Origin of the sequence: Methanolobus psychrotolerans (genome assembly GCF_002243045.1) — an archaeon.
GTDB lineage: Archaea > Halobacteriota > Methanosarcinia > Methanosarcinales > Methanosarcinaceae > Methanolobus > Methanolobus psychrotolerans.
Map to the genome: position 1 here is coordinate 22,679 of NZ_MBKP01000024.1, position 19,620 is coordinate 42,298.

A 19,620-nucleotide genomic window follows, 5' to 3' on the forward strand; every position below is an offset into this window, starting at 1 on the left:
AGGGGCAACTACATGAACTCCAGCAGCCCTGTCTGCTTTGAGCGGTCATTCTCAAAGAGGGATTTCATATCAAGCCCGATAAGTTCTATTCTTTGTTTAGTATAACTTGAGACATTGTAATCATGGGCTACTTTCTTTGAAACCTCAAGGTACTTTTTCACCGAACCTTCGTGAACTGTCAATATAACGCTTCCACCACATTTGGGACATACTCCTGTCAGCGGAGGGCGACGGTACTTTGCAGCACACTTAAGGCATCTTGTACCCTGCCGGGAGAAAGCTCTTAGATTGCCGAACATGTCTGGCAGGAAGTGGGATATAAGCACCCTTTCAGCCACATCAGAAGAATCAACTGCACGTATCTTGTCTGCCAATGCAAGCTGGGCATCCATTTTCTCTATCATGCTCCCAAGGGTCTTGTAGGCACTGTGAAGGGGGCCTGCGGCAATATTGCCGGTATCATGGGTGAACATAAAATGATCGTACTGTTCCGTAGTTCCAAGCCTGCTGCTTATAAGATCCATTTTAGACTCTAACTCCTTGGGGTTTGTAAAGTTCAGGGTCGCTTCATAGAACTCCAATGGATAATGATCACACACATCGATATTATGTGCTTCCTTGTCAACCTCACTTGGATCTATGCGCATGGTAAGCACAAGGGGAGCATCCATTTTTCCACCCCTCTTTTCAGGTAGATAATCCCTTGAGAAATTGATCAGGCCATCCATAAGCAGCATGACACAATCCTCATCTCCGTCACAGTTTCGTCTTTTTGCCGCATGGAAGAACGGATGCGCATAACCCACTGATGCTTTTGTGAAACCTACAAGTCTTCCAAGAACACCTGCTGATGTATGTGGTGCAAGGCCCATTAGCATTACACCCACCAGATCATCAATTGTCTCTGCTTTATAGTAAGGTTCCTCATGATAGTACTTCACAAGCAGGTCATCTATATACTTAGTAATGCGAAGGAGGTATTCACCACAATCGTATGAAACAACAAGGTCCTGCACTTTAAGGCAAGTTATCTGATCATCCCTTTCAAGTGGGTTGCCATATATATCCTCTGTATAACCAATATTGATCAGCTTCTGAACCTTGATACCAAGCTCATCGGCACGAATGTGTGTAAGTGGAATATCGGACATATCATACCTGACAGTTCCGTCCTTGAAAGTGAAAAGGTCATGTTTTGCCCGTAAAATGCCTTTTTCAAGAGGTTCTGGCGTCATTGTTCCAGACATCATGCGTTTGACACCTTTGACCTCTATGTTGTCCCGCTCGCCAAGATTTTCAAAAGCTGCCTGGTATATAGCCTTGAAATCGATATTCTGCATCTTCACACATGTGGTCTTTGTACCGCATTTAGGGCACTTGTTCTTCTGTATAGATATACCACATCTTGGGCAGGATAATTTAGGAACCGTGAACTCACCACAATCACAACGATACTGGAAGTTATCCATTCCACATGCAGGACATACTCTGTTACCGATCTCGACCCTGATCTGTCCGATCTTCCCGTTCATGGAAGCCATGTAACCGGCAGCAGCTTCCATTTTACGAGTATTTCCTGCAGAATCGCCTATGGGGAACAGCACATGCGGAGCCGGGGACATTTTCCTTTTGTCAGATTTCTCAGGGCGCCCCATCCTGGCACCAATCCTTACAGGTGCACGCGGGCGTACGACCAGGCCGCTCAATTCATTGACCGCTCCAATAGTATCTGTGGATTCTACTGTATTCCATTTCTTGTTCAGGTCCCGATCAAGACCCAGACATCTGATGAAAGGCAGTGGTGCATCAATGATGATCTTGTCTTCATTTACTTTGTGCAGGACAAGTACATTCTCAAGAATGGTCTTAATTCCCTCTTCAGTGGTTAGGATCTTTGGAAGTTCAAGAATTGCCCCATCATGTGAAAGGGTTCCGTTTTTAGATATAAATGAGGCAAGCATAGTAAATTCGCTAATTGTGATATCATGCCATAGATAAGTGAATGCAGGATGAAGGGGAACAGCATATGTATCACTCAGTTCAAGTGCAAATTCCTGGGAAGGTGACTTCAACTCACTTCGGGAATAAGTTGCAGTTTTAGTCAGTTTCTCAAATTCCTGCACCCACCACTCGAAACAATAGGAAGAAGGCACAAGAGGATGATTGTTCTCAAGGAAATCACCATAATTGATAAGTATCTCGCCTATGTCTATTATGCATTCCACATCAGGCTGGACCTTTTTTGCAAGCTCCTCATCATCTACCCTGATTACATCTCCAGACCTTAACCGGACAGTCGGACCTTCTATACTATCCACTGGCGCCATACCTGCGGCTTTTCCAGGACGTTCCACCTTAAGCTGGGTACCTGCAACGATGAAACTGTCCATTATATACATACTTGCAGGACTTATGCCGGCAGCTGCAAATGAGGTATGCCTTGATCTCCCGTACCTTAACCTGAAACCACCCGGACGCATCGGATGAGAGAACACCGGCCTTCCTGCGATCAGGTCACGCAGATATTTGTCCTTTGGTTTTACACCAATAAAACCATCATCATCATCCCCCGAACTCTTTGTTCCTGCTATGAGTTTATCCAGCCATTCCCATCCATCCATTTGCAGTTTTAAAACATGTTTCTGGACTTTTGGGGCTTTCAGAGCCAGACCCTCTGCAAGGACAAGTGCCATTCCACCGCGAACCCTGTTTGTTTCTATCCTGTCAAGGTTTCGGTAACCTTCAACTTCTTCAGCTTCTGTGGGTTCACCATCAATACAGATCGGGCAGTTTTCCACAATAAGCCTGATCTCATCTTCTGAAGGTGTATACTGTAATGTTGCTACGCGCCTGTAAAGCAGGATCTCTTCAACATACCGTTCAACTTCTTCCTTGCGTGGCTTGTACCGGTCAATGCCAACAGCGCGGCGCACATAATCGCCCACAAGTACCGAAAGGGCCTGCGCAGTGCCTCCTGCACTGCGTATAGGACCTGCATAATAAATCCTGATGAACTCGCTCCCATCATCATTCTTGCCTATTCCTACGCGGTCAATCCCTTCAATAGGTGCAGCAACCACGCCTTCTGTGAGCATTGCAACTGATACGCGGATGGCAGCTTCGATTGCTTCGACTTTGGACTCAAACTCCCCGACTGCACCCTCTGCAACAGCTTTTCCGATTGCAAGGGCACCTTCTTCACGGGACATGGTCTCATCGAACTTGCGTATTTGTTCTGCGACACCCTTTACGCCAATCAGATTTTCCACCCTATCTGCGAGGTCTTTTGCAAGAGGGATCTCGACATGTGGTTTTGGATCTTTGCCTTTTGAACGGGCACGGTTTGCAATATCAATTTCATTGTGGAGCTTTGACTCTAGCGCCTCAAAATAATCTCTCATGGAATCGCTAACTACTATTTCACCCATTCAGAACAGCCCTCAGTAAGTTTTTACTTATGTATTCGTTATTAAAAATGGTTTTCCTGCTAAATGCATGAGTTATATATTAATAATATAATAACTATAAAATATTAATTACAATATAGGAAGGATTTGGATGAAATCACAGATAATCATGTTGATATTGATAATGACTGCACTCATACCTGTAGCCAGTGCAGATATTGTTGGCGATCTTGACCTTAAAGTCAACGAGTACAATGAGAATGCTGACCAGTTACCCTCTTTTCTAAAAAGTCTTCTGGGTAATGAAGTAATCAAACTGTCGATAATGACAAATGATGGAAAAGAGATCTATCTAAAATTAGTTACTGAAGATGCATATGTCACCATATTTGAGAAAATCGATAAAAACACTGAGATTGGTGAAACTATTGTTATAGGAACAAGCGAAGACACGATCCAAAAGATACTCAGTTCTGAAGATCCACTGACGACTTTCCTTGACGCAAAGGAAAATGGTGAGATTGTAATTGAACCTGTAGGCTTTGTCAACAATATTGCATTTACAGTCGCAAATGTATTGTTGAAAATATCACAATTTCTTGGTTTTGCATGATACCCGATTAAAATAAGCAATGTTAAGCAACATTGTCATCGAATTTCCAGTTCATTAGCCATCCCTCTATATATTCGTCCTTTGTCAGTCGTGACGAAAATATTTCCATTTTGTTCAATTAGTTCTTTTTCTTCCAGACTGGCAAGATACTTGTTTGCAATTGTGGAATTCAGGTTTGCACCATAAACAATCTGGGTCTTTTTTGCACCATTCATTGCTATCTTTAAGATAGCAACTGTTATGTCTAATCTACTACGCCTGATAGTAATGCCCCCACACTCTATTTGATAGTACCATTTAAAGAAGGTCAGCAAATCTCCAGTTCACTGGCCATTCCTCTATATATTCGTCCTTTGTCAGTCGTGACGAAAATATTTCCTTTTTGTTCAATTAGTTCTTTTTCTTCCAGACTGGCAAGATACTTGTTTGCAATTGTGGAATTCAGGTTTGCACCATAAACAATACGAGTCTTTTTTGCACCATTCATTGCTATCTTTAAGATAGCAACTGTTATGTCTAATCTACTGCGCCTAATAGTAATGCCCCCACATTCTATTTGATAGTCCTGTATAGGAAACGATATGAAATTATATTGATTGTATAACGTCACCTAATAAAAATATCATAGTACCAATATTTAACCTCATCGATATGTAATTATACTCAGTAAATATGTTACTAATCAAATAAATATTGGAGGAAAGCAAAGCAAAACACTGGCAACAGTTAGATTTATAATTAATACTGCAATAGAGGTAACGTTAATCTCAGATGCGGGAGTAACCAAGCGGCCAACGGTGGTAGACTCAAGATCTACTCGCGCAGGCGTTCGGGGGTTCGAATCCCTTCTCCCGCACCATCCATCAAAGGTGATCTTTTTTGCCAAATCCTATTGATCATGATACTGTTGTATCAGCTGTTGTTGATATTCTGGAAGAAGCGCAGACCAGGTTGCCACAGGATGTTATCAATTCTATTAAAAAAGCTGCGTCAGAAGAAACCTTCTCTGTTGCAAAAGAGCAACTCGAAGCTATCCTTAAGAACATCGAAATTGCGGGCAACAGAAAAGTCCCCATATGTCAGGATACAGGCATACTTATCTTTTTTGTCGAACTGGGGCGCAAGGCTTTATTGGATTTTAGTCTGGAAGATGCCATCCTCAAAGGTGTTAAGATCGCAACCAGAAACATCCCGCTTCGCCCAAATGCCGTAGATCCCCTCAGTCGAAGGAACAGCGGGGATAATACAGGATGCGGCATACCGGATATTAAATACGAACTTACTGAAGGCAGCAGTATAAAGATCACTGTTGCCCCAAAGGGCGCAGGCTCTGAGAATATGAGCGCCATCAAAATGCTCAATCCCACAGAAAAGGACCGAATACGTAACTTTGTTCTTGAGACTGTGCTGAATGCAGGTGGCAAGCCTTGCCCGCCAATAATCGTTGGAGTGGGCATCGGAGGTTCCTTCGATAAGGCTGCAAGACTTGCAAAATCAGCGCTTCTTGAAAAGACTGATGATATGAATAAAGAGGAACTGAGCTTACTTGAAGATATCAATTCCCTTGGGATCGGGCCAATGGGACTTGGCGGAAAGACAACAGCACTTGCCGTACACATCAAAACAGCATATTGTCATACTGCATCCCTTCCTGTGGCTGTAAATATCCAATGCTGGGCAAATCGTCATGCTTCAATCACCCTGGGAGGCGATGAGTAATGGAATACAGGCTTACCATACCATTAAAAAAAGAAGATATCAATAAGCTCAACGCCGGGGACATTGTTTACCTCACAGGGACCGTATTTACAGCCAGGGACGAAGCCCATGCCAGAATTCTTGAAATGGCAGAGGAAAATAAAGAACTGCCGTTTGATCTGGAAGGGTCTGTTATCTATCACTGCGGACCCCTTATGAGAGAAAACAAAGGTAAATGGGAAGTAGTTGCCGCAGGACCCACTACAAGTGCCCGTATGTCTAAAATGACACCTAACCTCCTTGAAATACACGAAGTTCGTGCTTTTGTGGGAAAAGGTGGCATGGATGATGTCGCACATGCCCTTAAAAACAAAGCTGTCTACCTCGCCTTTACAGGAGGATGTGCAGCACTGGCTGCCATAAGCATTGAAAAAGTAATTGCGGTCCATTGGCTAGACCTAGGCATGCCTGAAGCTGTATGGGAACTTGGTGTAAAGGATTTCGGACCGCTTGTCGTCGGGATAGACTCGCACAACAGCGACCTGTTTTTAGAAGTCAGTAAAAAAGCAAAAGAGGCTTATTCTAAACTAGAATAAGCCATGTTATCTGATTATACATATTCTTTTCAGATTACAAAAGTGAATACTATCCAGGCAATCAGAGTCAATATAATAGAGTGTTTAAGACCCTGGAACATTGAACTTTCTCCCATCTGTCCTGCTACAAGTCCACTCATAAATCCCTGAATTACTGATGCATGTAACATCAGGCGCGTATACTCTGCAGGATCGAACGAACCTATGAACTGAGATCCCGCACCTGCTGCGGCAGCGGCTTTACCCGCTTCCGCCATGGTAGGGACAAAAGTGGACGTGAGCATGGCTATTACAAAAATGAAAACGAAGAATGACATGTAAGTGATGACCACATACACCATCATATTACCACGTCTTTCCTGCTCCAGCAATTTCACTTCCCTCGCATCGCGGGCAGCAGCCTCAAGAACGGAAGATACGCGACCACCGGCCTTGCTTGCCTGATTGATAAGGGAAACAGATCTGATTATAATAGGGGTAGAGATCCTTTTTGCAAAATGCTGCAATGAATCCTCAAATGAGACTCCCCATGACATAGAAGCATCCATGCTCTGGACTTCCTTGGTAAGGGCACCGTATTCACCCTTTGCAACAGTATTGACAGCCCTTGGAAGAGTAAGTCCTGCCCTGCTCATTTCAGATATGTCCCTTAGGAAAGTAGGCAGGTATTCCTCTATGGTATCTGTTCTCTTATACTTCTTATGAAAAGTAATAGCTGGAGGAGTTATAGATATTAGGACTGTGAAAATGATGACATCATCTATCAATGGTGTGCCCCAGGTAATAGTAATTCCTAATGCAAAAAATACCAGCGCAAGAGGAATGCTCAGGATAAATGCATATTCTGGATAAATGCTAAGTGTTTTGAACGGCTCATTAATGAAATCTTTGATAAGTACATTTTTGTTCGCTTCTTCAAGCTTTGCATTTATCTGGTTATCTTCAAGTTCAGAAAGCTCCTCCTCTGTAAGTGATTCATGTGATTTCCATCCTTTATTGAAAATATCAGCTATCTTCATTCTATGCCTCCGGAGTAAGCATACTGATAAGAACAACATACATTATGCTGCCAATTGGTATCAATGCGTAGATTATAATGTAAAGAAGAACCATCTGTGCACTCCCCATAATAGACATAATAGATATGACAACTACAAGGAAAAGCGGACCGGCAACAAAAGCCGTGACATAAGTTTCTCCCAGAAGGCCCAGTGTCTCAAGGAACTCTTTCTGGTTCTGGCGGTTTTCTGATATGTACTGTTCTGTCTTAATCTGAAAATATGGCTCAAGCTGACCTCCTGAAGTCACTACTGTAATTGCACCCTGCAGGAAATCCTGCAATGCAGCAGAAGGTGTAGTTACTGAAAGATTCTTCATCGCAGTTACAAGGTCATGACCGAGTATTTCAAGATCACGTACCAAGTAGCGACATTCCACAGACACCTCACCATAGATATCATTATTTGCAAGGGATCTGAAAAGGTCAACAGGAAGCACACCGGCACCAGACATTGCAGACATATAGTTCACAGCATATGGAAGCATGCTGTCAATTCTTCTTTTCCTGTCACCTGCCATAATAGAAGGATATATCTGGAAAAACTTGTAGACAATCACAAACACCAACGCCGTGAATATTACCCCAAGCACCACGCCTATAACAATAGATTTATACTGAAGATATGGTGCAACCCATCCAGGAAACATTAGTCTGGTAGCTTTTAATTCAGGGACACCAAATGTCAACAAAAGGAGGGAAACACCGATAAGAGCACCAATCGCACTTATAATGGAACTTAATAATGCACTGGACATGTAAACATCATAAGACACATCCATCCTGTTCTTCAGGAGACCATGACGAAGACCAAAGAATTCAAGTCTTCTCTTTTCATAGTATTTTCCAAATAGATTGTAAGCAAATATAAAATAGGGATTAGCCATACAATTCCTGCCTTACGAGTTTCATTATCATTTCAGGTTCACGGTTATAAGCAACGATGATCTTTGTAAAATCCCTGTAATATGTGATCTTTTTAGCACGTGCCCATTCAAGGATGTCCTGACGCCGCTTTAATTCGTCCCGAACTTTCTCCTCAGACCAGCCGCGACTTTCCATGACGCTTTCTATAATATATGATCTGCCTGAATACTGGAACATATCTCTTGCAGCATCCCATGCAAAAACGTCATTGGTAAGAAGTTCACCTGTTCTTGGGTCCACACCTACTATTTCTGTAAGTGTCTTACAGCGCCTGACACGCTCATCACCGACCTTGACCTGTATCTGTATTGCTACAAGGTCAAGTGCCTGTATCATTATCCTTGGTACATTGATGGGAGGGTTTTCCAGCCTGTGTACCACAGATTGCACCGAATCAGCGTGCATGGTCGAGAACGTAGTGTGACCGGTAGACATTGCCTGGAAAAGCACATATGCTTCAGCTCCTCGAACCTCACCCACCAGGATATATTCAGGCCTTTGCCTCAGGGAAGCTCTCAGAAGTTCATACATCTCAATGGAACCTTTGTCCTCTCCACCAAATGCCTGCCTGGTAACACCAGGGATCCAGTTGGGGTGAGAGAGGTTCAGTTCCCTTGTGTCCTCAATGGAAACGATCTTCATTTCCGGCTGGATGAAAAGTGATACTGCATTCATTGCGGTGGTCTTACCGGATGCAGTACCTCCTGCAAAGATAAGGCTCTTACTGGAATCTACTGCCAGCCACATGTATGCCATCATTGCAGTTGAGAAAGTATGATACTCTACAAGATTAGTAGGGGTGATTGGATTGTCCTTGAATCTCCGGATTGTAAAAGTAGTTCCGCGAGTTGTGATTTCCCTTCCCAGTGTCATCTGGATACGTGAACCGTCCGGCATTGTGGCATCAAGCAATGGCCTTGCGATCGATATATGCCTTCCGCAAATCTGGGCGATCCGGATCGCAAAAGAGTCTAATACATTATCAGAAGGGAATTCTATGTTTGAAGGTATCGAGTTGTAGATCTTGTGGTAAATATAGATGGGAGTATTTGGACCATCACATGAAATATCTTCCAGTAATTCATCCCTCATTAACACATCTATCGGACCGTAGCCTACGTAATCTCGAATAAGGTGATATATGATCCTCTCCCGTTTTCGTGGAGAGATGTCTATCTGGAATTCCTGCAGATACAAGACCACATTTTCTATGAGGAATTCTTCTGCATTTTTCCGGGATATCTCTTTTAGATTTACGTCAAGAGTTTCAATGAATTTCAGCTTGATAGCATCCAGAAGGTCCTGTTCCTTTTCAGTCAGGACTGGTTCAATAGACTGGTACTGGAACTCATGGGCTTCAGGATTATATGCTATCCTTATGTAGGCATAAAGAGGATTTACCTCATACAACTCAACTTCTTTGTAAGGACTGTCGACAGGAATTGAAAGATCAACTATCGGACCATGTTCTACAATATTATAAGGTTCCAGATTTACCTTCTTCCGGGAAAATAATTTATTGGCTTTATCCAGCAACGACTCTTTTTTTTCATCTTCTACAAAAACATCTTCCTCAACGGGTTCTATTTTAAAGATATCAGAGATTGTTTTTTCCCAGAAAGATTCCCTTTCGTCCAGAATAGTATCATCATAAGATGCAATATAGAAATCATCAACCCTGCTTTTCAAGCTTTCAATACTTACGGGTTCAGAGTCCGGCAGTATCAGGTCTGAAAGTTCACTGATAATATCGTCCTCGTCCACGGGTAGAAAACTTTCCAGTTGCTCATCAATAATGCCTTTGTTTTGTTTTGGAACCTCTGCAAAGGACAAAGCAGCAACTCCAACAAGACGCTCAGAAGAATGGACAACGGTGTCTTCAGATACATCCTCTTCCGGAATTTCGGGGTTTAATATGGGATCATCTTCTTTTTCAGAAGCAGGCTCATCATCTTTAAATGGAAGACCCCTCACATCATCTTTATCTTCAGTTCGGTCACCTGAAATATTGTTCAACATTACCAACCCCAATATTAGTGCTCTTTATTTTTTGAATTTGATAGTTTTACAGCATTTAGCAATGAATCAGAGACGTAATTCACTTCTTGTTTTTTGACAATGAGAATCTTTTACCCTTCTTTTTCTTGTCTTTTGTCTCATCGAAGAGTTCGTAAACCGGAGTCTTGATGCCTGCTATTTCAGCAGCCTGCCGATTGAAACTGACAGCCACCGGAGAACCAGGGTATTTTACGACCACGGGTGCTTTAAATGCGATGGAATTCTTTACATTGTTATCTTCAGCTACAGCATCCAGGATCTTGAGTCCAAGAGCAGTTTCTATTCTTTCATTGCTCAATTCATTTGGAGTAACACCGCACCTGTTCAGAAAAACCCCACGGAACTGTTTGCCCATGTTATCAGAAATAGTCTTTATTTTCATTGCACCTGCAAGCGATACTATGTCAGGGTTCATTACCTGGATAATTTCATCTGCAAGCGATATGGACAATATGGAATTTTTATTGATTCCTGTGGGAGAATCGATGATAATGTAATCATACTTTTCTCTTATACTTTCTACAATGTCACTTAGAATATCGGCATTTGCATTTATAAAACTATGAAGAGAAATGCTTCCCGGCAAAACATGCAAATTGTTCGGACCATCGTATATGGCCTCTTTTAAATCTGAAGTACCCATCAGAACTTCATGAAGACTTGCCTTTGAAGTTTCTATTCCCAACATCAGCCCGATTGTGGGCATTCCGATATCAGCATCGATGATGATAGTTTTTTTTGCAAAACCTGCAAGTGCAGCACTAAGATTGATAGCAGCTGTAGTTGTGCCAACACCACCCTTCCCTGAAACGATCGTAAAAATTGTTGCTGTCATAAAATGCCTCGATTGATGATTACACTATAAGTTGCTTCCTTTTCAGTTGAAGACCCATCCAAACACATTCTCCTATAAATTATATTCACCACTTAATAATACTTAAAAATATAAATACATATCTATATTATTTTGTTCTTGAAAGTCATGGTGGCAATTATTGATATATTAGTATGACGCATTTTGCCTACATGGCACCCGCTGAAGAAAAAGATATAAAGCTCTTCCTTTATCACGCAAAACAATGTGACCCGAAAAAATGTACTGGCAAGAAAATGGCACGTTTCGGACTTGTTAACCTTTCTGAAAAAATAGAAAAAATACCTTCAGGGTCCATATTACTTGATCCGATGGCTGAAAAGGCCCTGTCTCCAGAGGATAATGCAAAAAAAGGCCTGACAGTTCTTGATTGTTCATGGGAGGAAGTGGAAAGAGTATTCCCGCAACTCTTGAGAATGAGACTTGAGCACCGTGCACTCCCGTACCTTGTAGCTGCAAATCCTGTTAACTTTGGAAGGCCATTTAAACTAACCTCCGTAGAGGCTTTTGCCGCTGCGTTGTACATACTGGGAAATAAACAGCAGGCAGAGAATATTATGTCCAAGTTCAACTGGGGACATACATTCATTGAGCTGAACCATGAACCTCTGGAAGAATACTCGCAGGCAAAGGACAGCAGGGACATTTTAAGGATACAAAGTGAGTATATGTGAATTTACAGAATACAAATCAGCTGGTGTGACAAACATTGATACAGATAGGAGTTATTGGTGCAGGTTCGTGTGATGCAAATCTGCGGGAAACTGCAGAAGAAGTTGGTGCTGAAATTGCACTAAAAGGTGCACTGCTCATTTGCGGCGGACTTGGAGGAGTGATGGAAGCTTCGGCTGCCGGTGCTAAGAGAAAAGGAGGAACTACTATTGGAATCCTTCCAGGTGACAGTCGCAAGAGTGCAAATGCCTACATTGATATAGCGATCGTGACTGAAATGGGACATGCAAGAAATGTAATAATTGCGCGCTCTGCGGATGCATTGATAGCTGTTGGCGGGGAATATGGCACACTTTCTGAAATAGCACACTCGCTTAAAATGGGAAAAACTGTAGTCACAATCGATTCCAAATGGGAGATCGAAGGAACCATAAAAGCAAAAGACCCTGCAGATGCCGTCAGGATAGCAATAGACAGCATCAGACAGTAATTACATGATTGTTTTTTTATCCGGATTCCAGTTTTATATTATATCTCAAGGTCAATACCAAGAGGACAGTGATCAGACCCCATCACATCTGGCAGGATGAATGCATCTTTTATCTTGTCTGTAACATTGTCGCTTGCAAAGAAGTAATCTATCCTCCAGCCAACATTTCTTTCCCTGGCTTTTGTCCTCATACTCCACCAGGTATAGTTTTCAGGATCAGAATTGAACATCCTGAAAGTGTCCACGTAACCATTATCCAGCAACTTATCTATCCATGCACGCTCATGTGGCAGGAAACCAGAAATGGTTTCATTCTCTTTCGGACGGGCAAGATCAATTTCCTTGTGTGCAGTGTTGACATCTCCGCATATGATGAGTTTTTTACCTTTGGACCTGAGCGTGTTAGCATACTCAAGAAAAGCATCATAGAATTCCATTTTGTAATCGAGTCTTTCATCAGATGCTTTACCGTTGGGGAAATATATGTTAAAAAGAACAAAATCCCCGTAATCAGCTATCTGGGTACGGCCTTCACTGTCAAACTTCTCAATTCCAAATCCACATTTAATATTAATGGGCTCTTTTTTACTATAAAGTGCTACGCCACTGTATCCTTTTTTCTCAGCAGAGGCAAAATAGCTGCGATAGCCATCAATTTCCAGCAGCTCTGAAGGAAGCTGGTCCCTGCTGGCTTTTGTTTCCTGTATGCAGAGTATATCCGGTTTTTCTTCATTGATCCAGTCAAGAAAACCTTTTTTATGAACTGCCCTGATGCCATTAACATTCCATGAAATTATCCTGATCTTGCTCATTCCGTATCTCCGGGATTTTTTATGACTATTTGATAACTTATCTATTAAGTAACTTGCTCAAAAGACCGTTTTTTGTTTCTACTGGTAAATTAATTTGTATGTATGATTAAAAATATCATAAGTGTATGTAATAAGTGTATGCAATATATAGGTCTAAATAGTTCTCAATACTAAGTGATAACAAAGCTTAAATAAGAATAATTATTACATAGGTTATGTTCTTACATAAGATTTGTTAGAAACATGAACAACAGAAAAGTGGGACTCAAATGAAAGAAGCAGACATCAAGTACACAAATCAGCGGATTGAGATCCTGGATTTCCTCAGAGGATTTGATGGTCATCCTACTGTAGATGATGTCTATGAAGGAGTCAGGTTGAAATTAACACGGATAAGTAAAGCTACAGTTTACAATAATCTAAAGTTCCTGGCCGAAAAGGGCCTGATAAAGGAGGTGAACGTAAAGGGAGTTTCAAGGTTTGAATCTAATCTTATACCCCATCATCACACAATTTGTCTGGAGTGTGGGGAAATAAAGGACTATGAATCAGAAGAGCTTAGTGAATATGCTATGAGTATAGCAAAAGACATAGACGACTTCAAAATAGAATCTGCTGACACTAATTTTTATGGTATATGCAAGAAATGTATGGAGATGAAATAAGTATGGAAGAAGAAATTGTAACAATGCCACTTATAGGCGATGATGCACCCTCATTTACAGCAAGAACGACAATGGGGGATATTAGTTTCCCTAAAGATTACAAGGGAAAATGGGTAATCCTTTTCAGCCACCCTGCTGACTTTACACCTGTATGTACAACCGAGTTCATGACCTTTGCAACAATGCAGGAAGATTTCAGGGAGCTGAATACAGAACTTATCGGACTTTCAATTGATAGCATATATGCGCACATTGCCTGGTTGAGGACAATCAAAGAGAAAATTGTTTACAAGGGAATGAAAGACGTGGAAGTGAACTTCCCTGTTATTGAAGACCTTAAGATGGAAGTTGCAAAGAAGTTTGGAATGGTGCAGCCACAGGCCTCCACAACCCAGGCTGTAAGAGCAGTATTCATAATGGATCCAAAAGCAAAGGTAAGGGCAATCCTCTATTATCCACTCTCAAATGGCAGGAACATGGACGAGATCAAAAGACTGGTCCTTGCAATGCAGAAATCCGACTCTGAGAACATAGCAACACCGGCCAACTGGCAGCCTGGTGATGATGTCATCATTCCACCACCAGGATCATGTGGAACTGCAAAAGAGAGGGTAGAATCCAAGGAAGAAGGAAAGTACTGCCTCGATTGGTTCATGTGCCTCAAGAAACAGTCTTAAATACAAACTAAAGAAAATGTCCATAGGTGACCAATATGGGAACAAAAGGAATCGAAATACTCGGCATAGATGTTGATGAATTGATCGAATTATTGAACAAGGCACTGGCAGATGAATGGTTTGCATACTACCAGTACTGGGTTGGTGCAAAGGTCATCAAAGGCCCAATGAGAGAGGCAGCGGCAGCAGAACTTATTCAGCATGCGGCCGATGAGCTTCGCCATGCAGACATGGTATCCAACAGGATCATACAGCTTGGAGGGACTCCTGTTCTTTCGCCAAAAGAATGGGAGAAATACAGTAACTGTGGATACGATGCTCCGGAAGATCCTTTTGTGAAAAAAATCCTTGAGCAGAACATCAAAGGTGAACAGTGTGCTATCCAGGTTTACAACTCCATTCTTGGAAAGGTCAAAGATAAGGATCCTGTAACATATGGGGTAGTTTTGCAGATCCTTACTGATGAGATAGAGCACGAGGATGACCTGCAGGCCATCATGGAAGACATCGAACTTATGCAAAGAAGGGATTAAACCCTAAATGGTTGGATAAGACTGGTCATTTCCTGTCCCGGACAAAATGGACAGGAAATGCATCATTTATTTTTATTATTGTGTGTTAATGCACACTTACCTTCATAAATAAATATTGCCCATTGCTGCTGTTTTTGAAACACTCATGATTTTCTTCGTTTCACTTGGATTTGCGATAGATATATTTAGAAGAATGTTTGTTAGATTTAATCATTAAATAACCGTGTAAAAATAAAGATTTTCTCCGGGAAGTCCCTGATCTAACAGATAAGAACTCATTTATTACACTATTTCAAGAATTATGGAGATATCATGCATCTCATCATAGCAGAAAAACACATCGCAGCAAAAAGGATAGCGTCAATCCTGACATCAGATAAGACAAAACATGTCCGTGTAAGCGGAGTAGATACTTATGAATATGAGTCTGAAGATGGTAAAAAAGTATTCATGGGACTTAGCGGACACATCGTAAAGCTTGACTTCCCTGCGGCTTATAACAACTGGCAAAAAGTAGAAGCAAATGAGCTTATCGGTGCTGATATAATTACAACATCAACACAGGTAAAGATAGTAGCTGCACTTAAGAAACTTGGAAAAACTGCCACAAAAGTAACCATTGCAACTGACTATGACAGGGAAGGAGAGCTCATCGGAGTTGAAGCCCTTGACATAATCAGACAGGTAAACCCTGATGTAGTATTTGAGCGTGTGCATTACAGTGCAATCACTCCAAAGGCTATTGATGATGCTTTTTCAAACCCTGTAGATGTTGATTTTAACCTGGCAGATGCCGGGCATTCACGACAGGTAATAGACCTTGTATGGGGTGCTTCGTTAACGCGTTATATATCACTTTCTGCAGGACGTCTTGGAAAGATGTTTCTTTCAGTTGGGAGGGTGCAGTCACCCACACTTTCATTGATAGTGGAACGTGAAAAAGAAAGGGAAGCTTTTGTTCCAAAAGCCTACTGGGAACTTTCAGCAATACTAAAAAGCAAATCTGGCGAAGAGTTCATAGTAGAGCACCATACAAAGCGTTTCTGGGAAAAAGCGGAACTAGATGCCGCAATGGAAAAGATCGCTGTTGGCGATAATGCTCTTGTGACAGAGCTTACCACTTCCGAGAAAATAGACAAGCAACCTACTCCTTTTAACACCACCGAGTTTATCAGTGCTGCAAGCTCCATTGGTTTTACAGCATCCAACGCGATGAGAATTGCTGAGACACTCTATACCAATGGTTACATCTCATACCCAAGGACTGACAACACTGTCTATCCTGAAAGCCTGGAACTGCGGGCACTGATAGAGATATTCAAGACCGGTGCTTTCAAGGAATACGCACTTAAACTGCTTGAAAAGAAAGAACTTGTACCCACGAAAGGCAAGAAAGAAACAACCGACCACCCGCCAATCTACCCTGCATCCCTTGCCAAGAAATCAGATATGAACGAGCAGGAATGGAAACTTTACGAACTTGTGGTCAGGCGCTTCTTTGCAACATTCGCAGACCCTGCAAAATGGGAGACCATCAGGTCAAAGTTCGACATAAAAGGAGAGGAGTTCAAGGCAAATGGTGCAAGGCTTGTTGTTCCCGGATGGAGATGGTATTATCACTACAATGCACCTGAGGACAGGCTATTACCAGAGCTTAACGAAGGTGACAAACTTGCGGTGCAAAAAATTGAGACCGAGGCAAAAGAAACACAGCCTCCCGGAAGATACGGGCAGGGAAGACTCATTAAGATAATGGAAGATATGGGCCTTGGCACCAAGGCGACACGCCACGAGATCATCAGCAAGCTCTATTCCAGGGCCTACGTACATGGAAACCCTCTTCAACCTACAAAAACTGCAGTTGCTGTTGTTGACACTCTTGAAAAGTTCGCATCCACCATGTCCAGACCTGATATGACCAGCAAACTTGAGGCTGATATGGACAGGATAGCAGAAGGCGAGATACCCGAAGAGGAAGTGTTGAAAGAGTCCAGGGAAATGCTGGAACTTGTGTTCAGGGAACTTGAAGAGAACAAGGAAGACATAACTGAATCTTTGCGTGCCGGCCTTCGTGAAGACAAGATAATAGGAATTTGTTCTGCCTGCGGGTCGAACCTCATGGTCATGAGATCAAAGCGAGGCTCCCGTTTTATAGGATGTGACGGGTACCCTGGGTGTAATTTTGCACTACCTCTTCCACGATCAGGACAGATAGTGGTGACAGACAAGCTCTGCGAAGAACATGGCATGTACCATGTCCGCATCATCAATGCCGGAAAAAGACCATGGAACCTGGGTTGCCCGCAATGTAATTTCCTGGAATGGCAAAAGTCACAGGCAGAAGAAAAAGAAAAACAGGGCACTGATAATAAAGAACGGCCAAAGACCATTAACGATATATCCGGAATCGGGAAAGTCACTGCGGAAAAACTTGCCGATGCAGGAATTTGTAGTGTGGATGAGCTGTGCGCTGCAGATGCTGTTGAACTTGCAAAAGTTACAAGTATACCTGTTAAGAAAATAAGGAACTGGCAATCTGAGATTGTCTGAAAGGAGGCAGGTACATATGGAGCTGGAATTCAAGGGCGCATGCAGGGAAGTCGGAAGATCGGCAGTCCTGATAGATGAAAAACTGATGATGGATTACGGAGTATCTCCGGGAGAACATATTAAGTACCCGGTAAATGGAGCACGTCCGGAAGCTGTGTTTGTATCCCATGCACACATAGACCATTCCGGTGCAGTTCCAAACCTCATGGATCTAGAACCTGATGTCTACATGACACCACCTACTTTTGATCTTGCTCATATGTTGGCAATGGACACCCTGAGAATCGCAGAAAGGGAGGGAGAAATGCCTGCATATGATTCCATTGACCTCTCCAAGTTTGCCCATCAGACAAAAACAGTAGATACGGGAATTGAATTTCATACACACGGATATGATGTGGAGTTCTTCGATGCCGGGCACATACCCGGTGCCGCAGCAATATATGCAAGAGATAAGGAAAATAAAAGCCTGTTCTATACAGGGGATATCAATACTGCAGATACCCGACTGGTCTCCGGTGCGGTTGATTTTCCAGATGCAGATATACTAATTACTGAATGTACATACTTTGGAGATGAGCACCCTCCGCGCAAGGAAGTTGAAAAGGAATTCATAGATTCCGTGCAGGATACACTCAACATGGGGGGCAGTGTCATAGTTCCTGCCTTTGCTATTGGGAGGACACAGGAAGTACTGATGCTGCTGGACTCATACGGTATCAGGGCCTATGTTGATGGGATGGGTGTTCAGGCATACAAAATAATGGCAAAGCATCCTGAGTACATTCGCAACCCCACACACCTTAAAAAGGCATTTGACAATGCCATTATGGTAAGTGGTCGTAAAAGAGATAGCATACGACTTGAATCATCCGTAATTGTAACTACAGCCGGCATGCTCAACGGAGGTCCTGTACTATATTACATTAATAAGCTATACAAAGATCCGAAATCAAAGATAATATTGACAGGATATCAGGTTGAAGGCACTAACGGCAGGATGGCAATGGATACAGGCATTATTGAAAATGATGGGGTTATCCAACACCTGAAACCCAAAATAGAACAGTATGACTTTTCTGCCCACAGCGGAGACCGGGAACTTAAAGAAATGGTACAGGATTTCTGTGACAGAGGAACAGAACATATCTTCACTATGCATGGGGATGACTGTGAAGGATTTGCAGACTGGATCACAGAAGAAACCGGAGTTAAGGCATTTGCGCCGAAACTGAGCGAGCACTTTATAATATAAATCCTGATGCAAATAGAAATATTCCATTATAAATAGGAATAACTTGGATATTGCATCTCCTCGTTCATCTGTTTGGTTTTTACCATTGCAGCCTTGAGATTTTCTATTGCATCAGTATGGTCAGGGTCTATCTTAAGGACTCTGATAAAACATTCAGCTGCATCTTTATATTTTCCAAGACCAAAATAAGCAAGTCCTTTTTTATTCCACACGATAGCAAACTTGTCATCCAGCTCGATTTCCTTGTGTACCATGCTGTAGCATTCGATAGCTTCGTTGTGCTTTCCCATTACACTGAATATGTCACCTTTGTTTACCCATGCATTCTCATTATCCGGATCAATGGTAAGTATCCGGTTGTAGCATTTAATGGATTCTTCGTATTTGCCTGTATTAAAAAGAACCACGCCCATGTTACACCACACATCAACATCATTTTTATTGAGAAAAACAGACTTCCGGAAGCATTCCACCGCTTCTTCATCCCTGCCAAGAAAAGAAAGTGCTATTCCCTTGTTGTTCCATACCAGGGCAATGGCCTCATTGCTCCATAAATGAGGATCAAGATCTTCACATTCCAATATTAGAGAAAAATATTCTACCTTTTCTTCTGGATCTTCGGCATCAAATGCTAATTTGAACCATTCCTCCGGTGCGTCAGGATCCATTCAGCCAATCAACTCCAATACAAATATTATCCGAATATAATATTATATATATATATATATATATATAT

At 42.2% G+C, this 19,620-nt stretch carries 19 protein-coding genes and 1 tRNA gene; 11 read left to right on the forward strand and 9 right to left on the reverse strand.

Features of this window, described 5'->3' with window-relative positions; translation table 11 throughout:
* Positions 1-8: 8 nt before the first annotated feature.
* The gene (locus BB781_RS09335; RefSeq protein WP_094228226.1) at positions 9-3,428 is read right to left on the reverse strand and encodes a DNA polymerase II large subunit; all 3,420 of its coding nucleotides are present in this window, start codon (positions 3,426-3,428) and stop codon (positions 9-11) included.
* A 130-nt stretch (positions 3,429-3,558) separates the two neighbouring features.
* Here BB781_RS09335 and BB781_RS09340 point away from each other — a divergent pair, with 130 nt between their 5' ends.
* Positions 3,559-4,020: a hypothetical protein gene (locus tag BB781_RS09340; protein WP_094228227.1), complete on the forward strand. Its 462-nt coding sequence runs from the start codon at positions 3,559-3,561 to the stop codon at positions 4,018-4,020.
* Between the two features lie 35 nt (positions 4,021-4,055).
* Here the strand turns inward: BB781_RS09340 and BB781_RS16140 are convergent, their stop codons facing one another.
* A complete protein-coding gene (locus BB781_RS16140; RefSeq protein WP_242492603.1) occupies positions 4,056-4,334 on the reverse strand; it encodes a winged helix-turn-helix domain-containing protein in 279 nt (92 codons plus the stop codon).
* Positions 4,328-4,630, reverse strand: a complete 303-nt coding sequence (locus tag BB781_RS16355) for a winged helix-turn-helix domain-containing protein (protein WP_277985494.1) — start codon at positions 4,628-4,630, stop codon at positions 4,328-4,330. Before BB781_RS16355 ends, BB781_RS16140 begins: the two co-directional genes overlap by 7 nt.
* Positions 4,631-4,793: 163 nt before the next feature.
* Here BB781_RS16355 and BB781_RS09355 point away from each other — a divergent pair.
* From BB781_RS09355 to BB781_RS09365, 3 genes are all read left to right on the forward strand, one after another.
* Positions 4,794-4,879: transfer RNA gene (locus BB781_RS09355), tRNA-Leu, on the forward strand.
* 20 nt (positions 4,880-4,899) lie between these two features.
* Positions 4,900-5,739, forward strand: a complete 840-nt coding sequence (locus BB781_RS09360) for a fumarate hydratase (RefSeq protein ID WP_094228228.1) — start codon at positions 4,900-4,902, stop codon at positions 5,737-5,739.
* Positions 5,739-6,314 (forward strand): FumA C-terminus/TtdB family hydratase beta subunit, encoded by a 576-nt coding sequence (locus BB781_RS09365; protein WP_094228229.1) that lies wholly within the window; start codon positions 5,739-5,741, stop codon positions 6,312-6,314. Before BB781_RS09360 ends, BB781_RS09365 begins: the two co-directional genes overlap by 1 nt.
* A 29-nt stretch (positions 6,315-6,343) precedes the next feature.
* Here the strand turns inward: BB781_RS09365 and BB781_RS09370 are convergent, their stop codons facing one another.
* From BB781_RS09370 to minD, 4 genes are all read right to left on the reverse strand, one after another.
* The gene (locus BB781_RS09370) at positions 6,344-7,333 is read right to left on the reverse strand and encodes a type II secretion system F family protein (RefSeq protein ID WP_094228230.1); all 990 of its coding nucleotides are present in this window, start codon (positions 7,331-7,333) and stop codon (positions 6,344-6,346) included.
* A 1-nt stretch (position 7,334) separates the two neighbouring features.
* On the reverse strand, positions 7,335-8,258 hold the full coding sequence (locus tag BB781_RS09375) for a type II secretion system F family protein (RefSeq protein WP_094228231.1): 924 nt from the start codon (positions 8,256-8,258) through the stop codon (positions 7,335-7,337).
* Complete coding sequence (locus BB781_RS09380) at positions 8,251-10,317, reverse strand: type II/IV secretion system ATPase subunit (RefSeq protein WP_094228232.1); 2,067 nt, start codon at positions 10,315-10,317, stop codon at positions 8,251-8,253. The genes BB781_RS09375 and BB781_RS09380 overlap by 8 nt, the downstream gene beginning before the upstream one ends.
* A gap of 79 nt (positions 10,318-10,396) precedes the next feature.
* Complete coding sequence (gene minD / locus BB781_RS09385) at positions 10,397-11,191, reverse strand: cell division ATPase MinD (protein ID WP_094228233.1); 795 nt, start codon at positions 11,189-11,191, stop codon at positions 10,397-10,399.
* Between the two features lie 191 nt (positions 11,192-11,382).
* On the opposite strand from minD, the gene BB781_RS09390 reads away from it, so the two are divergent.
* Positions 11,383-11,904, forward strand: a complete 522-nt coding sequence (locus tag BB781_RS09390) for a DUF367 family protein (RefSeq protein ID WP_094228247.1) — start codon at positions 11,383-11,385, stop codon at positions 11,902-11,904.
* Between the two features lie 35 nt (positions 11,905-11,939).
* Complete coding sequence (locus BB781_RS09395) at positions 11,940-12,392, forward strand: TIGR00725 family protein (protein WP_094228234.1); 453 nt, start codon at positions 11,940-11,942, stop codon at positions 12,390-12,392.
* Positions 12,393-12,430: 38 nt separating this feature from the next.
* Here the strand turns inward: BB781_RS09395 and xth are convergent, their stop codons facing one another.
* On the reverse strand, positions 12,431-13,204 hold the full coding sequence (gene xth, locus BB781_RS09400; protein WP_094228235.1) for an exodeoxyribonuclease III: 774 nt from the start codon (positions 13,202-13,204) through the stop codon (positions 12,431-12,433).
* A 269-nt stretch (positions 13,205-13,473) separates the two neighbouring features.
* Between xth and BB781_RS09405 the strand changes: the two genes are divergently transcribed.
* The 5 genes from BB781_RS09405 to BB781_RS09425 all read left to right on the forward strand — a co-directional run bounded on the left by BB781_RS09405 (position 13,474) and on the right by BB781_RS09425 (position 18,884).
* Positions 13,474-13,869, forward strand: a complete 396-nt coding sequence (locus BB781_RS09405) for a Fur family transcriptional regulator (RefSeq protein WP_094228236.1) — start codon at positions 13,474-13,476, stop codon at positions 13,867-13,869.
* 2 nt (positions 13,870-13,871) lie between these two features.
* Positions 13,872-14,546 (forward strand): peroxiredoxin, encoded by a 675-nt coding sequence (locus BB781_RS09410; protein ID WP_277985495.1) that lies wholly within the window; start codon positions 13,872-13,874, stop codon positions 14,544-14,546.
* A 35-nt stretch (positions 14,547-14,581) separates the two neighbouring features.
* Positions 14,582-15,079: a ferritin-like domain-containing protein gene (locus tag BB781_RS09415; protein ID WP_094228237.1), complete on the forward strand. Its 498-nt coding sequence runs from the start codon at positions 14,582-14,584 to the stop codon at positions 15,077-15,079.
* Between the two features lie 312 nt (positions 15,080-15,391).
* Positions 15,392-17,629 carry a DNA topoisomerase I gene (locus BB781_RS09420; RefSeq protein ID WP_094228238.1) on the forward strand — a complete coding sequence of 746 codons (2,238 nt, stop codon included), beginning with the start codon at positions 15,392-15,394 and terminating at the stop codon, positions 17,627-17,629.
* 16 nt (positions 17,630-17,645) lie between these two features.
* Positions 17,646-18,884, forward strand: a complete 1,239-nt coding sequence (locus BB781_RS09425; RefSeq protein ID WP_094228239.1) for an MBL fold metallo-hydrolase — start codon at positions 17,646-17,648, stop codon at positions 18,882-18,884.
* 26 nt (positions 18,885-18,910) lie between these two features.
* Here BB781_RS09425 and BB781_RS09430 read toward each other — a convergent pair whose 3' ends face one another.
* Positions 18,911-19,552, reverse strand: a complete 642-nt coding sequence (locus BB781_RS09430) for a tetratricopeptide repeat protein (protein ID WP_094228240.1) — start codon at positions 19,550-19,552, stop codon at positions 18,911-18,913.
* Positions 19,553-19,620 lie beyond the last annotated feature (68 nt).

Bases quoted from the DNA above. Each gene is read 5' to 3' on its own strand.
- BB781_RS09335 (WP_094228226.1), bottom strand. From the start codon at position 3,428: ATGGGTGAAATAGTAGTTAGCGATTCCATGAGAGATTATTTTGAGGCG.
- BB781_RS09340 (WP_094228227.1), top strand. From the start codon at position 3,559: ATGAAATCACAGATAATCATGTTGATATTGATAATGACTGCACTCATA.
- BB781_RS09365 (WP_094228229.1), top strand. From the start codon at position 5,739: ATGGAATACAGGCTTACCATACCATTAAAAAAAGAAGATATCAATAAG.
- BB781_RS09370 (WP_094228230.1), bottom strand. From the start codon at position 7,333: ATGAAGATAGCTGATATTTTCAATAAAGGATGGAAATCACATGAATCA.
- BB781_RS09375 (WP_094228231.1), bottom strand. From the start codon at position 8,258: ATGGCTAATCCCTATTTTATATTTGCTTACAATCTATTTGGAAAATAC.
- BB781_RS09380 (WP_094228232.1), bottom strand. From the start codon at position 10,317: ATGTTGAACAATATTTCAGGTGACCGAACTGAAGATAAAGATGATGTG.
- minD (WP_094228233.1), bottom strand. From the start codon at position 11,191: ATGACAGCAACAATTTTTACGATCGTTTCAGGGAAGGGTGGTGTTGGC.
- BB781_RS09390 (WP_094228247.1), top strand. From the start codon at position 11,383: ATGGCACCCGCTGAAGAAAAAGATATAAAGCTCTTCCTTTATCACGCA.
- xth (WP_094228235.1), bottom strand. From the start codon at position 13,204: ATGAGCAAGATCAGGATAATTTCATGGAATGTTAATGGCATCAGGGCA.
- BB781_RS09405 (WP_094228236.1), top strand. From the start codon at position 13,474: ATGAAAGAAGCAGACATCAAGTACACAAATCAGCGGATTGAGATCCTG.
- BB781_RS09410 (WP_277985495.1), top strand. From the start codon at position 13,872: ATGGAAGAAGAAATTGTAACAATGCCACTTATAGGCGATGATGCACCC.
- BB781_RS09415 (WP_094228237.1), top strand. From the start codon at position 14,582: ATGGGAACAAAAGGAATCGAAATACTCGGCATAGATGTTGATGAATTG.
- BB781_RS09420 (WP_094228238.1), top strand. From the start codon at position 15,392: ATGCATCTCATCATAGCAGAAAAACACATCGCAGCAAAAAGGATAGCG.
- BB781_RS09425 (WP_094228239.1), top strand. From the start codon at position 17,646: ATGGAGCTGGAATTCAAGGGCGCATGCAGGGAAGTCGGAAGATCGGCA.
- BB781_RS09430 (WP_094228240.1), bottom strand. From the start codon at position 19,552: ATGGATCCTGACGCACCGGAGGAATGGTTCAAATTAGCATTTGATGCC.